We start from the raw sequence: 14,149 nt of genomic DNA on the forward strand, positions 1-14,149 counted from the left end.
ACCCACCACTCGGCCGCGCCCGCACCACGCAGCACGCACAGGTCACAGAACTACGCACGGATCACGGAACTGTGCACACGTCACGGAGCGGCACACGCGTCACTCGACCACGTGCCGCCCTTCGGGCCGCGCGCTGCACGACGCCCGGAACGCGCAGTGCGTGCAGTGCTGACCGGTTGTGGGCGAGAACCGTTCGTCGAGGACCTTGCCCGCAGCGGTGGCGAGCAGATCGCCGACCCACTCGCCCTCCAGGGGCTCCTGGGCCTGCACCTTGGGGAGGGTCTCACCACCGTTCTTCTTGGCGGCACCCTGGCGCAACTGGACGAGTTCGGCGCCGCCGGGCTGGGGGCGTACGCCGTCGAAGGCGTCGTCGGCGGCGCCCTCGCTGATGGCGAGCTGGTAGACGGCGAGTTGCGGGTGGTGCGCCACCTCGGCGGCGCTCGGCGCCTGCTTGCCGGTCTTGAAGTCGACCACATAGGCGCGGCCTTCGGCGTCCGCCTCGACGCGGTCCATGGAGCCGCGGATGCGTACTTCGTAGTCGCCCGCTTCGAGAGTCACGTCGAAGTCGTGCTCACTGGCCACCGGCGTACGTCCGGTGCGGTCCATCACGTGCCACTTCAGGAAGCGTTCGAGCGCCACGCGCGCGTGCTCCTTCTCCTGCGCGGACTTCCACGGCGCGTCGAAGGCGAGCGCGTTCCACACGGAGTCGAGGCGCTCCATGAGGACGGTCAGGTCGGCCGGGGTGCGTCCGGAGGCGACCTCGTCGGCGAGGACGTGTACCACGTTGCCGAAGCCCTGGGCTGCGGTCGCGGGCGCGTCGGCCTTCACCTCGCGCCCCAGGAACCACTGCAGGGCGCAGGTGTTGGCGAGCTGGTCGAGAGCGCTTCCGGAGAGCACGACGGGCTGGTCGCGGTTGCGCAGCGGAATCTTGCTCTCGGTCGGCTCGTACAGACCCCACCAGCGGTAGGGGTGTGCGGACGGCACCAGAGGTCGGCCGTCCTCGTCGCCGAGCGCGGCGAGCCTGGCCAGGCGGTGGGCCGCGGCCTGCCTGAGGGTGTCCGAGGCTCGGGGATCCACGGTCGTGGCGCGCAGTTCGGCGACCAGCGCCGCGACGGACAGCGGGCGGCGCGGGCGGCCGGTGACGTCCTTGGGCTCGACGCCGAGTTCGGTGAGGAAGCGGGAGGGCTGGTCGCCGTCGTCGGCGGGGGCCTTCACCGCGGTGACGACGAGGCGTTCACGCGCGCGCGTGGCGGCCACGTAGAACAATCGGCGCTCTTCGGAGAGGAGCGCTCCGGGCGTGAGGGGTTCGGCCAGGCCGTCGCGTCCGATGCGGTCGGCTTCCAGCAGGGACCCGCGGCGGCGCAGGTCCGGCCACAGCCCCTCCTGGACGCCCGCGACGACGACGAGGCGCCACTCCAGGCCCTTGGAGCGGTGCGCGGTCATCAGACGCACGGCGTCGGGACGTACAGCCCTGCGGGTGAGCGTGTCGGCGGCGATGTCCTGGGCCTCGATCTCCTCCAGGAAGTTGAGGGTGCCACGGCCGCCGGTGCGCTCCTCGGCGCGGGTCGCGGTCGCGAACAACGCGCACACGGCGTCGAGGTCGCGGTCGGCGTTGCGCCCGGCCGCGCCGCCACGCCGGGCAGCCCGCTCCAGGCGCTGTGGCCACGGCGTGCCCTCCCACAGGTCCCAGAGCGCCTCCTCGGCCGTCCCTCCGCCCGCGAGGCGCTCCCGCGCCTTCCGCAGCAGCGCACCCAGGCGCTGGGCGCCGCGGGCGTACGCAGGGTCGTGCGCGACGAGCCGCTCCGGCTCGGCCAGCGCGCGGGTCAGCAGTTCGTCGGAGGGCGGCGGTACGTGGTTGCCGGCGGCGCGCTCCTCCTCGCGCAGTGCACGGCCAAGGCGCCGCAGGTCGGCGGTGTCCATGCTCGCGAGGGGCGAGGCGAGCAGGGTGAGGGCGGTTTCGGCGTCGAGCCAGGGGGTCTCCGGCGTCTCCGGCTCCGGCCCGGCCGGTACGGCCGATACAGCCACCTCATGGGCCTCATCGGCCTGATGGGGCTCATGGGGCTCCCGTGAGTCGGCGCTCTCGGCTTCCTCCGCGGATGCGTGTTCCTGCCCAGGCAGGTCCCCCGCAGCGTCCACCTCGGTTACGTCGATGTCGGCGCCGGAGTCGGTGTCCGTGCCCAGCTCCGCCCGCGCCACCGCCCGCAGCGCTGTCAGCAGCGGCGCGACCGCCGGCTCGTGCCGCAGCGGCAGATCGTCGCCGTCGATGTCGAGCGGCACCCCGGCCGCGGTGAGCGCACGTCGGATCGTCGGGATCGTGCGGGAGCCGGCGCGCACCAGGACGGCCATCTCGCTCCAGGGGACGCCGTCCTCCAGGTGGGCGCGGCGGACGATGTCGGCGATGTTGTCCAGCTCCGTGCCGGACGTCGGGTACGTGTAGACCTCGATCCGGCCGCCGTCCCGTACCGGGGACAGCTCGCGGTGGGCCCGGACCTTCTCCGCCGGTAGGCGGGTCAGCGGCATGCGCTGGGTGACCAGGCGGGTGGCGGTCAGCAGGACGGCGCCCGAGCGGCGGGACGTCCTGAGGACCTCGACCGGCGCCGGGCGGCCGTCCGCGCGCGGAAAGGCGTCCGGGAAGTCCAGGATGCCGTTCACGTCGGCGCCCCGGAAGGTGTAGATGGACTGGTCGGGGTCGCCGAAGGCGACGAGGGTACGGCCACTGCCTGCGAGGGCCCGCAGCAGTCGTACCTGCGCCGGGTCGGTGTCCTGGTACTCGTCCACGTAGACGGCGTCGTACCGCGCGGCCAGGCGTTCGGCGACACCGGGGCGTCCGGCGAGCAGCACCGCGCGGTGGACGAGTTCCGCGTAGTCGAGCACTCCTTGCATGTCGAGAACGTCGAGGTACTCGGCGAGGAAGGCCGCGGCGGCGCCCCAGTCGGGCCGGCCGATGCGGGCGGCGAAGGCGTTCAGGGCATCGGGGCTCAGGCCGAGCTCACGACTGCGGGCCAGGACCGCGCGGACCTCGTCGGCGAAGCCTCGGGTGGTCAGGCAGGCACGCAGATCGTCCGGCCAGCGCACATGCGTGAGACCGAGGCGCTCCAGGTCGGGCTGGCCCGCGAGCAGCTCGCGCACCGCCACGTCCTGTTCGGGACCCGACAGCAGCCGGAGGGGTTCCACGAACAGGTCGCTGTCCTGGTGGGCGCGGACAAGGGCGTAGCAGAAGGAGTGGAAGGTGGTCGCCTGTGGGGCGCGCGCGGCGCCTATGCGCAGCGCCATGCGGTCGCGCAGCTCTACGGCGGCCTTCCTGCTGAAGGTCAGCACCAGAACCCGTTCCGGATCGCAGCCCTGTGCGATCCGGGCGGCCACGGACTCGACCAGCGTGGTCGTCTTTCCAGTGCCCGGACCTGCGAGAACGAGCAGTGGGCCGCCCTTGTGGTCAACCACGGAGCGCTGCCCTGCGTCCAGACGAGGGGGATCCACTCGGCCCGGCGGGGTACGAACCAGTCGATACGCGCCGCGGGTCCCCTGTCGCACGTTGGGGTGCGACAGGCGCCTGATGGAGGAAGTGGAGCTCACGTGGTTCGCCGGTCCTGGTGGTTGTGCTGGGGATCGTCACGGTCGGCGCTGAGCGCCGTCGTGACGGGGGTGGTGATCGGGCGAGTGATGGGAGGACTGCCGCGCGTTCGGGGCGGTGGCTGCGGGGTGAGAGGGATCCGCGTCGACGACGCTACGCCGGTGAGCACTGTGGAAGGAGGCCTTCCCCTTCTTCTCGCAGGCCCCGCGCGTCCCGCGTTCCTCGAACGTACGGCATGTCACGGATGTGCCTCGCTTCCCCCGTACGGGCCACAGGCTCCCCCTCCGCCCGTCCGATACCGGAAGCTGTCAGGTGTGACTCTCCGCGCGTTCGCCGCCGTCCCATCGCGCCCGTCTCATGTCGACGCGCGGCAGATGCCCTTCGGACGCCCTGCCCGCCTCCTTCAGTGGAGTCCCCTCGACGCGGTAGTGGGCCAGCGCCTCGAGTTCGTGGCCCGGGAGCAGCACACCGTCCGTGCGTATGACACGCCACCACGGAACCGCTCCCCCGTAGAGGGCCATCACGCGGCCCACCTGGCGCGGCCCGCCCTCCTCCAGCCACTCGGCGACATCCCCGTACGTCATCACCCGCCCGGGCGGGATCAGCTCGGCGACCTCAAGGACCCGCTCCGCGTACTCCGGCAGGTCGTCCGCCGGAAGGCTCTCCTCGCTCATCCGCCCCATCCTGCACCACCCCACCGACAATGTGACGTGGTGAAGACTGTGCGTATTCCTCGCTCCGAGGCAGCGCGTGGGGCAGACTGTGCGCCCCCGCATTTGCACCCTGATGCCCCCGTGTGTCGGTGGGGCATGCCACCATCGTGCGGGCGGTGACCGGTGATACGAGATCAAGAAGAGTCCATGAGGCAGCAGGGCGTGCACCCCGAAAACGCGGAGGGCACCTCCGCGGCTTCGTCGCGCCCGGACTCCGGCGAAGCCGACGAGAAGGAGACGGGCGAGCAGATCACCGAGTCCACCTCCAAGGCTGGCAAAGCGCCCAGTACCACGTCGCGCGCTGAGCCCCTCACCAAGCCGGACGACGATCTCGCCCCCAAGACGTTCAAAAAGACGTACGACGACGAGAAGAAGCAGGTCGAGCGGGACGCCGACTGCGTGGACGAAGTCCACAACGACGAGGTCGAGGGCGACGAACCGCTGCTCCCCGCGCGCGTGCACCGTCCGTCCGATCTGATGCGCCTCCTGGTCGGGTTCCTCGCGATCGTCCTGCTGCTCGCCATCGCCGCGTTCGCACACGGCACCACATCCGGACTCGAACAGGACATCAACAAGGGCACGGGCCAGGCACCCGATCTACTGATCAAGATCGCAGGTCTGGCATCGAGCATCGCGATCCTCCTGGTACCGGTCGCATTCGCGATCGAACGGCTGATCAAACGGGACGGGCTGCGGATCGCCGACGGCGTCCTCGCCGCGGTCCTCGCGCACGGAGTGACACTCGCCACCGACCTGTGGGTCGCGAAAGCCGCCCCGAACTCCATCCAGGAAGCGCTCACCCAGCCCTCGCCGGGCGACATCCACGCCCTCACCGACCCGGTGCACGGCTATCTCGCGCCGGTCATCGCGTACATGACGGCCGTCGGCATGTCCCGCCGACCCCGCTGGCGCGCGGTGCTGTGGGTGGTGCTGCTCCTCGACGCCTTCTCGATGCTGGTCACCGGCTATACGACGCCGTTCTCGATCATCCTCACGGTGCTGATCGGCTGGACCGTCGCGTACGGGACGCTGTACGCGGTCGGCTCGCCGAACGTACGGCCCACCGGGCGGACGCTGATGGCGGGACTGCGGCACGTCGGCTTCCATCCGGTGACGGCGGCCCGCGAGGAGGCCCATGAGGTCGCCACGGAGAACGGCGACCGCGGCCGACGCTACTTCGTCACCCTGGAGGACGGCCCACCACTGGACGTCACGGTGGTTGACCGCGAGCAGCAGGCACAGGGCTTCTTCTACCGTGTATGGCGACGGCTCACGTTGCGCGGCATCACCACCCGCCGCAGCCTCCAGTCCCTGCGCCAGGCCCTCGAACAGGAGGCCCTTCTCGCGTACGCGGCCATCGCGGCCGGAGCCAACGCGCCCAAGCTGATCGCGACCTCCGAACTGGGCCCGGACGCCGTGATGCTCGTCTACGAGCACACCGGTGGCCGCACCCTCGACTCACTGCCCGACGAGTTCATCACCGACGACCTCCTGCGCGACACCTGGCATCAGGTGCAGGCACTGCAGTCCCGGCGCATCGCGCATCGCAGGCTCGCGGGAGACGCGATTCTGGTGGATCGTTCCGGCACGGTGATCCTCACCGATCTGCGCGGCGGCGAGATTGCCGCCGGTGACCTGTTGCTGCGCGTGGACATCGCCCAGCTGGTCACCACCATGGGGCTTCGCGTGGGCGCCGAGCGCGCGGTGGCCTCTGCGGTCGGCGTACTCGGCCCGGACTCGGTCGCCGACTGTCTGCCGATGCTCCAGCCCATCGCGCTGACGCGCGCCACGCGCGCGACTCTGCGCAAACTCGCCCGGGAGCGCGCCCAGCGCGAGCGTGAAGCGGTTCTGGAGGCCTCCCGGCTGGACAGACTCGCCCGCGCCGAGGAAGCCAAGGAAGACACCGCGCCCGTACTGGAAAAGCCGGACAAGAAGGCCGTTCGGGCGGAGCAGCGGGCCGAGAAGCGGGCGATCGACGATGCACTGGACGAGGCGCGCGAGGAGGATCTGCTCACCCAGATCCGCCACCAGGTGCTGCTGATCAGGCCGCAGGCACCGGTCGAACCCGTCCGCCTGGAGCGTGTTCGGCCGCGCACCCTGCTCAGTTTCATCGCCGGCGCTATCGGCGCCTACTTCCTGCTGACCCAGCTCACCCATATCGAGTTCGGCACCCTCTTCGACAGCGCCGAATGGGGCTGGGTCGCCGCGGCGGTGCTGTTCTCGGCGCTGAGCTACTTCGCGGCGGCGATGAGTCTGCTCGGCTTCGTGCCCGAGCGCGTTCCGTTCCTGCGCGCCGTGGCGGCGCAGGTGGCAGGCTCGTTCGTGAAGATCGTGGCCCCCGCCGCAGTCGGCGGCGTGGCCCTGAACACGCGATTCCTGCAGCGCGCCGGGGTGCGGCCGGGGCTCGCGGTGGCCAGCGTCGGCGCGTCGCAGCTGTTCGGACTCGGCTGCCACATCCTGATGCTGCTCTCCTTCGGCTACCTGACCGGCACCGAGAAAACACCCTCCCTGTCGCCGTCCCGCACGGTCATCGCCGGTCTGCTCACCGTCGCCGTACTGGTCCTCGTGGTGACATCGGTGCCGTTCCTGCGCAAATTCGTCTCCACGCGCGTGAGGTCGCTGTTCGCGGGCGTCATCCCGCGCATGCTCGACGTGCTGCAGCGGCCGCAGAAGCTGATCACCGGCATCGGCGGCATGCTCCTGCTCACCGCCTGCTTCGTGATGTGCCTGGACGCGTCGATCCGTGCATTCGGCCACGAGGAGACCCACACCCTCAGCCTCGCCAGCGTCGCCGTCGTCTTCCTCGCCGGTAACGCGCTCGGCTCGGCGGCGCCGACCCCCGGTGGCGTCGGCGCGGTCGAGGCGACCCTCACGGTCGGCCTGATCGCGGTCGGCCTCCCCAAGGAGGTCGCAGCACCCGCCGTACTCCTGTACCGGTTGCTGACACTGTGGATTCCGGTGCTGCCGGGGTGGCTGTTCTTCAACCACCTGACGCGCAAGGGCGCGCTATAGAGCCTGTCAGGCGGATCACGCGGCACCGTACGGGGCCGTCTCGTACGACGACACGCCGCACCGTACGAGCCATCTCGTACGGGACACAGCGCGTCCTCACCCACACGGCTCGCGCCCCGAGCGCCCTGCCCGGCACGACCGCAGGATGGGGAGCATGCCGAACCCTCCCCAGCTGCGCGCCGCCGCCCTGACCGTCACCGCCGTCCTGTTGTCGTCCTTGATGACGGGCTGCGGCGACGACTCCAAGGACGAGGATCTGACGGCCCAGAAGCTGAGCTGGAAGGACTGCCCGGCGCCGTCCGAGTCCGAGGGTGGCGGGGATGCTCCCTCGCCTCTTCCGGGCGGTACGCAGTGGCAGTGCGCCACCTTGAAGGCGCCCCTCGACTGGGCCGCGCCCAAGGGCGACACGATCGGGCTCGCGCTGATCCGGGCGACGACCAGCGGCGACCAGAGCAAGCGCGTCGGCTCGCTCGTCTTCAACTTCGGGGGCCCCGGCGGCTCCGGCGTCACCACACTGCCCGCCTTCGGTGAGGACTACGCGAAGCTGCGTACTCGCTACGACCTGGTGAGCTTCGACCCGCGCGGGGTCGGCCGCAGTGCCGGCGTGACATGCGAGAGCGACGATCAGCTCGACGAGTACTTCCAGCAGGACGCCACGCCGGACGACAGCGCCGAGCGGGAGAAACTGCTGGAGAACACCAAGAGCTTCAACGCGGCCTGCGAGAAGAACTCGGGCAAGACCCTCCCGCACCTGCGCACCACCGACGCGGCCCGGGACATGGATCTGATGCGCCAGGTTCTCGGCGATGGCAAGCTGCACTACTTCGGTATTTCGTACGGCACCGAACTCGGCGGGGTCTACGCACACTTGTTCCCCAAGAACGTGGGACGGGCGGTGTTCGACGCGGTCGTCGACCCGACACAGAACGCGGAGCAGGGCTCGCTGGGGCAGGCGGAGGGCTTCCAGCTCGCGCTCGACAACTTCGCCGAGGACTGCACCTCGAAGACCGAGGACTGCCCGATCGGCGACACCGCGCAGGACGTCAAGGACCGCATCGCGAAGCTTCTCGCGGACCTCGACAGCAAGCCGATCCCCGGCGTCTTCCCGCGTCAGCTCACTCAGACCGCCGCGACCAACGGCATCGCGCAGGCCCTGTACTCCAAGGACTTCTGGGAGTACCTGACGGAAGGTCTGGAGCAGGCGTACGACGGTGACGGCAAGGTGCTGATGCTGCTGTCGGACTCGATGAACGGGCGCAACCAGAACGGGCAGTACAGCAACATCACGGCGGCGAACATCTCCGTCAACTGCGCGGACGACAAGCCGCGCTACACCTCCGAATACGTGGAGTCGAAGCTTCCGGAGTTCCGGGCCTCATCGCCGTTGTTCGGCGACTATCTGGCCTGGGGCATGGTCAGCTGCACCGACTGGGCAGTGGCGGGCGCCGCCGACCACCCTGACGTGAGCGCTGCCGGTGCGGCGCCGATCCTCGTCGTCGGAAACACCGGCGACCCGGCGACGCCGTACGAGGGGGCGAAGAAGATGGTGGACGCGCTGGGCAAGGGAGTCGGTGTCGAGCTGACGTACAAGGGCCAGGGGCACGGCGCGTACGACAGCGGGAACAAGTGCGTGCAGGACGCGGTGAACGGCTATCTGCTGGAGGGAACCGTGCCGTCGGCGGGAACCGTCTGCTCCTAGAAAGCCGCAGGTCAAACGGTTATCCACAGGGCGCGACGATCGCAGCCCGTGGCCGCCTAATATTGCCTGCATGTGATCCGCGACTTCCGGCGGAGCACGGGCAAGGGGGGAAGCTCATGACGCGATTCGCACGGTGGACGGCCGCGGCCGCCGCCGCGTTGCTGGTGGCCGGCTGTAGCGGAGGCTCGTCCGATGACGGCGAGAACGAGGGAAAGAACAGCGACAGCCCGTCCGCCGCCGCGCCTTCTTCCGCCACACCGTCCGGTCTGCCCGCCTCACTGACCTCGCAGAAGCTCGACTGGGGCCGTTGCAAGGCCGCTTCGGACTCCCCCGCGCCGGGCGGCGACTGGCAGTGCGCGACGCTCAAGGTGCCGCTGGACTACGCGAAGCCGGACGGCGAGACGATCGGCCTCGCGCTGATCCGCTCGAAGGCGAGCGGCGACCAGAGCGACCGCATCGGCTCTCTCCTGTTCAACTTCGGTGGCCCCGGCGGCTCGGGCGTCTCCACGATGCCCGCGTACGAGAGTGCTGTGGGCCAGCTTCACGACCGGTACGACCTGGTGAGCTGGGACCCGCGCGGGGTCGGCGCCAGCGAAGGCGTGCGCTGTCGCAGCGACGAGGAGATCCAGGCCGCCGAGTCGGTGGACGCCACACCGGACGACGCGTCTGAGGAGGCGGCGTACTTCAAGGACGCCACCGCCTTCGGCAAGGGCTGCGAGAAAGCCGCCGGCAAGTTGCTGTCACACGTCTCGACGACCGACACGGCCCGCGACATGGACCTGATGCGCCAGGTCCTCGGCGACCGGAAGATGCACTACTTCGGCATCTCGTACGGCACCGAACTCGGCGGTGTGTACGCCCACTTGTTCCCGAAGAACGTGGGACGCCTGGTGTTGGACGCCGTCGTCGACCCGAGCGCCGACACGGTGGGCCATGCCAAGAACCAGGCCCTGGGCTTCCAGCGCGCCCTGGACAACTACCTCACGTCCACAGGCCAGGACCCCAAGCAGGGCTCCCAGAAGATCACGGACCTGCTGGACCGGATCGACGCGAGTCCGCTGCCGAGCTCTTCCGGACGCAAGCTCACCCAGACGCTGGCCCTGACCGGGATCGTCGTGCCGCTCTACAGCGAGCAGAGCTGGCCGGCACTGACCAGCGCTCTGAACGCGGCCGAGGAAGGGGACGGCTCGGAGCTGCTGTCACTCGCCGACAGCTACAACGACCGTGACGCCTCGGGCAACTACGGCACGACGACGCATTCACAACGGGTCATATCGTGCTTGGACGAAAAGCAACGGCCGACTCCCGAGGAGACGAAGAAGCAGCTGGCCGAGTTCGAGAAGATCTCGCCCGTCTTCGGCGACTACCTGGGCTGGGACACGGCGGGCTGGTGCCACGACTGGCCGGTGGCCGGTCAGTTCGACAACCCGGAGGTCAGCGCGCCGGGAGCCGAGCCCGTCCTGGTCGTGGGCAACACCGGGGACCCGGCGACGCCGTACGAGGGCGCCCGCAAGATGGCCGACGAGCTGGGCAGGGGTGTCGGCGTGGAGCTCACCTGGAAGGGCGAGGGACATGGGGCGTACGGGAGCGGGAGCGACTGCGTCGACTCCACGGTGAACAGCTATCTACTGAACGGGACGGTGCCGAAGGACGGCAAGGTCTGTTCATGACGATGGCGGGGGCTCCGGGCACCCTCGGTGCCCACAACCCCCGCCATCGGAAGAGCAGCTGCTCAGTACATCGATCAGTACACCGGCTTGTCCGGCTCGATCTGGTTGACCCAGCCGATCACTCCGCCGCCGAGGTGCACCGCGTCCGCGAAACCCGCGGACTTCAGGACGGCGAGGACTTCCGCACTGCGGACACCCGTCTTGCAGTGCAGGACGATCTTCTTGTCCTGCGGAAGGGTCTCCAGGGCGGTGCCCATGAGGAACTCGTTCTTCGGGATCAGCTTGGCGCCGGGGATCGAGACGATCTCGTACTCGTTGATCTCGCGGACGTCGATGATCTCGATGTTCTCGCCGTCGTCGATCCACTCCTTGAGCTGCTTGGGAGTGATCGTCGAGCCGGCGGCCGCCTCCTGGGCCTCCTCGGACACGACGCCGCAGAAGGCCTCGTAGTCGATGAGCTCGGTGACGGTCGGGTTCTCACCGCAGACCGCGCAGTCCGGGTCCTTGCGGACCTTGACCTGGCGGTACTGCATCTCCAGGGCGTCGTAGATCATCAGGCGGCCGACCAGCGGCTCGCCGATGCCCGCGAGGAGCTTGATCGCCTCGTTGACCTGGATGGAGCCGATGGACGCGCACAGCACGCCAAGGACGCCGCCCTCGGCGCAGGAGGGGACCATGCCGGGGGGCGGGGGCTCCGGGTAGAGGCAGCGGTAGCAGGGCCCGTGCTCGGACCAGAAGACGGACGCCTGGCCGTCGAAGCGGTAGATCGAGCCCCACACGTACGGCTTGTTGAGGAGCACGGCCGCGTCGTTGACCAGGTAGCGGGTCGCGAAGTTGTCCGTGCCGTCGACGATCAGGTCGTACTGGCTGAAGATGTCCATCACGTTCTCGGCTTCAAGCCGCACTTCGTGAAGGACCACGTTCACGTACGGGTTGATGCCGAGGACGGAGTCGCGGGCCGACTGGGCCTTGGAGCGGCCGATGTCCGCCTGACTGTGGATGATCTGGCGCTGCAGGTTCGACTCGTCGACCTCGTCGAACTCCACGATGCCGAGGGTGCCCACGCCCGCGGCGGCCAGGTACATCAGCGCCGGCGATCCGAGGCCGCCGGCGCCCACACAGAGCACCTTGGCGTTCTTCAGCCGCTTCTGCCCGTCCATGCCCACGTCAGGGATGATCAGGTGGCGGGAGTACCTACGGACCTCGTCTACGGTGAGCTCGCCGGCGGGCTCGACCAGGGGTGGCAGCGACACGGGGACTCCGTTGGTCGGTCAATCACTACAGTTGCACTCCCCGTAACACTGCCACGCCCTTCTTCATTCCGAGACACCCGTTCCGATCCGCGAGACGATTTCGTCCCAGTAGCCGGGCACGTTCTCCCAGGGGTCGACGCGGCCGCCGCGATCCGTGCGGTCGGTGAAGTAGATCGTCGAGGCGCCCTGCCAGCGGGCGATGCGCAGCGCCTCGTCGAGATGGCCGCGCGGTACGCCATGCACGAAGTGGCAGAAGCGCTCGGGCGGATAGTCGGCGGTCCACTCGGCGACCTGCGACCAGCGGTAGTCGCTCCAGGGGCCGGAGAAGGTCACCAACTGGTCGGCGTTCTCGGCATATCCGGGGTACGGGTGGCGGCCGTGGCCCAGCACGATATGCGCCCCGTCGAGGAGCGCGCGGAGTGTGGTGACCGTGCGGCGGACCTCGGGAAGCGCGGCGCGCTCGGTGGGGCAGCGGTCGAGCAGGAACCCGTCGACCCGGTACCAGTCGAGATACCGGTGCGCGTCGGAGACCAGCTCACCGAAGGTGCGCGCGCCAAATGTGTTGTCCAGGCTCCCGAGCACCCGGACGCCCGCGTTGCGCAGCCGTCCGGCGGCCTCCAGGCAGTGCGGGTCGGGGCGGCTGCCGGGGCCCTTGGCCACGTTCAGGACGACCCAGTGCAAGGGGGTACCAGGGCGGGTGAGTTCGCTCCATTCCACGGGAGCCACAAGGGGGTGTGCATAGCCGGGGATGCCGAAGCCGAGGCCTAAGTCGGTGCTCGCGGTGCCCGTTGCGGTGCTGGTCAGATACGGCACGCCGCCTCCATCCAGATGTCGGCGAGGGATTCCTCGAGGTTGATCCGGGGCCGCCAGCCGAGCCGGTCGCGTGCGGTGCGTACGTCGGCCTGCTGCCAGCTGCCGCAGCCGTCCGGATAGGGGTAGGCGGCCGGGGCCGCATGGTCCGGTTCGGTGCGGGGGTGGCCGATGGTCGGCCTGATGGGGCTGGAAGGTCCGTCGAGTTCGTGCAGCGCGCCGCCGTAACCGGCGACGCGGGCGAGGACGGCGGCGGCGTCGCGGAGGCGTACGGCGCGGCCGGAGCCGATGTTGATGACGCCCTGGGCAGCGGAGAGCGAGGCGGCGTGGACGGCGCGAGCGACATCGCGGACGTCGATGAAGTCGCGCTGGACGCCGAGTCCGCCGAGCTTGAGTTCGCCGTCGCCGGACTGCATGGCGCGGCGCAGGGCCTCGGCGAGGCGGCCCAGCGGGGAGCCTGCCGGGGTGCTGGGCCCGGCGGGCGAGAAGACCCGCAGTACGACGGCGTCCAGGCCGGACCCGAGGACGAGTTCGGTGGCGGCGAGCTTGCTCACGCCGTACGGGCCACCCGGGCGTGGCACAGCGTCCTCGGCCGTGGAGGAGCCGGGCTGACTGGGTCCGTACTCAGCGCCGCAGCCGATCTGCACGAGTCGCGCTCCGCAACCGCTGCGGCGCAGGGCCTCGCAGACGGTGGCGACGGCGACGGTGTTGTGCCGGGTGAGTTCGCGTGCGCCGCCGCGGATGGCGCCGGCGCAGTTGATGACGGCTCCGGGGTGCACCGCGTCCAGGAAGCGGGTGAGCGCGCCGGGGCTGCCGGAGGCGAGGTCGAACCGTACGTCGGCGTCGTCGCCCCGGCCGAGTGCGGTGAGCTGCACGGCCGGGTCGGCGAGCAGCCTGTCGGCGACGAAGCGGCCGAGGTATCCGTTGGCTCCGATCAGCAGGACCCTCATCGGGCAGCTCCCGGGGCGGATTCTCCGGTTCGGGAGGTGATCATCTGGCGTTCTCCTTCGGGGTGATGCCGTGGGTCAGGGAGAGGGCCCGCGGTGTCGGCCCCGCGGGAGCAATGGGCCCGGTACGGGGGAAAAGCCCCGGCCGCCGGGCGTGGCTCACTGCGCTGGGGCGCACCGTGAGCCAGGTTTCGGGTCGCGGCACACGGCACCGATTGCGGTGCGCCGGTCTTCAGGGCTGCGCGCGAGGCGGTCTTCGGGTCGACCCCTGAGCTGGGACTCAGCTCTGCGCACCAGCCGCTCCTCAGGTCTGCCTGCACGCCGGCCTCCAGGTCTGCCCGTAAGCCGGTCCACAGCTCTGCGCACAAGCCGGACTTGGGCTCTGCCTGCTCTGCCTGCTCTGCCCCTGAGCCGGTCCACAGGTCTTCCCCCGAGCCCGCCTTCAGGGCTGCGCGCGAGCCGGTCCACAGGTCC

8 protein-coding genes are annotated in these 14,149 nt (G+C 70.0%); 3 read left to right on the forward strand and 5 right to left on the reverse strand.

All coding sequences use genetic code 11. The features are described from left to right. Positions 1-99: 99 nt before the first annotated feature. Both ACFWP7_RS18985 and ACFWP7_RS18990 read right to left on the reverse strand, forming a co-directional pair. Positions 100-3,573: an ATP-dependent helicase gene (locus ACFWP7_RS18985; RefSeq protein WP_384382678.1), complete on the reverse strand. Its 3,474-nt coding sequence runs from the start codon at positions 3,571-3,573 to the stop codon at positions 100-102. 306 nt (positions 3,574-3,879) lie between these two features. Further along, positions 3,880-4,245, reverse strand: a complete 366-nt coding sequence (locus ACFWP7_RS18990) for an MGMT family protein (RefSeq protein ID WP_384382679.1) — start codon at positions 4,243-4,245, stop codon at positions 3,880-3,882. A gap of 186 nt (positions 4,246-4,431) precedes the next feature. Between ACFWP7_RS18990 and ACFWP7_RS18995 the strand changes: the two genes are divergently transcribed. The 3 genes from ACFWP7_RS18995 (at position 4,432) to ACFWP7_RS19005 (ending at position 10,665) form a co-directional block, all read left to right on the forward strand. Next, on the forward strand, positions 4,432-7,296 hold the full coding sequence (locus ACFWP7_RS18995; protein ID WP_384382680.1) for a lysylphosphatidylglycerol synthase domain-containing protein: 2,865 nt from the start codon (positions 4,432-4,434) through the stop codon (positions 7,294-7,296). 154 nt (positions 7,297-7,450) lie between these two features. Further along, the gene (locus ACFWP7_RS19000; RefSeq protein WP_384382681.1) at positions 7,451-8,995 is read left to right on the forward strand and encodes an alpha/beta hydrolase; all 1,545 of its coding nucleotides are present in this window, start codon (positions 7,451-7,453) and stop codon (positions 8,993-8,995) included. Positions 8,996-9,111: 116 nt separating this feature from the next. After that, positions 9,112-10,665: an alpha/beta hydrolase gene (locus ACFWP7_RS19005; protein ID WP_384382682.1), complete on the forward strand. Its 1,554-nt coding sequence runs from the start codon at positions 9,112-9,114 to the stop codon at positions 10,663-10,665. A 74-nt stretch (positions 10,666-10,739) separates the two neighbouring features. Here ACFWP7_RS19005 and moeZ read toward each other — a convergent pair whose 3' ends face one another. The 3 genes from moeZ to ACFWP7_RS19020 form a co-directional block, all read right to left on the reverse strand. Continuing rightward, on the reverse strand, positions 10,740-11,918 hold the full coding sequence (gene moeZ, locus ACFWP7_RS19010) for an adenylyltransferase/sulfurtransferase MoeZ (RefSeq protein WP_384382683.1): 1,179 nt from the start codon (positions 11,916-11,918) through the stop codon (positions 10,740-10,742). Between the two features lie 63 nt (positions 11,919-11,981). Next, a complete protein-coding gene (locus tag ACFWP7_RS19015; protein ID WP_384382684.1) occupies positions 11,982-12,731 on the reverse strand; it encodes a spherulation-specific family 4 protein in 750 nt (249 codons plus the stop codon). Further along, positions 12,719-13,678, reverse strand: coding sequence for an NAD-dependent epimerase/dehydratase family protein (locus ACFWP7_RS19020; RefSeq protein WP_384382685.1), 960 nt, complete (start codon positions 13,676-13,678; stop codon positions 12,719-12,721). Before ACFWP7_RS19020 ends, ACFWP7_RS19015 begins: the two co-directional genes overlap by 13 nt. Positions 13,679-14,149: the final 471 nt, after the last annotated feature.

This window comes from Streptomyces sp. NPDC058470, from assembly GCF_042721055.1.
Lineage (GTDB): Bacteria > Actinomycetota > Actinomycetes > Streptomycetales > Streptomycetaceae > Streptomyces.

What these genes read in the sequence shown, in the direction of transcription:
- ACFWP7_RS18990 (WP_384382679.1), bottom strand. Translation starts at nt 4,245, where the DNA reads ATGAGCGAGGAGAGCCTTCCGGCGGACGACCTGCCGGAGTACGCGGAG.
- ACFWP7_RS18995 (WP_384382680.1), top strand. Translation starts at nt 4,432, where the DNA reads ATGAGGCAGCAGGGCGTGCACCCCGAAAACGCGGAGGGCACCTCCGCG.
- ACFWP7_RS19000 (WP_384382681.1), top strand. Translation starts at nt 7,451, where the DNA reads ATGCCGAACCCTCCCCAGCTGCGCGCCGCCGCCCTGACCGTCACCGCC.
- ACFWP7_RS19005 (WP_384382682.1), top strand. Translation starts at nt 9,112, where the DNA reads ATGACGCGATTCGCACGGTGGACGGCCGCGGCCGCCGCCGCGTTGCTG.
- ACFWP7_RS19020 (WP_384382685.1), bottom strand. Translation starts at nt 13,678, where the DNA reads ATGAGGGTCCTGCTGATCGGAGCCAACGGATACCTCGGCCGCTTCGTC.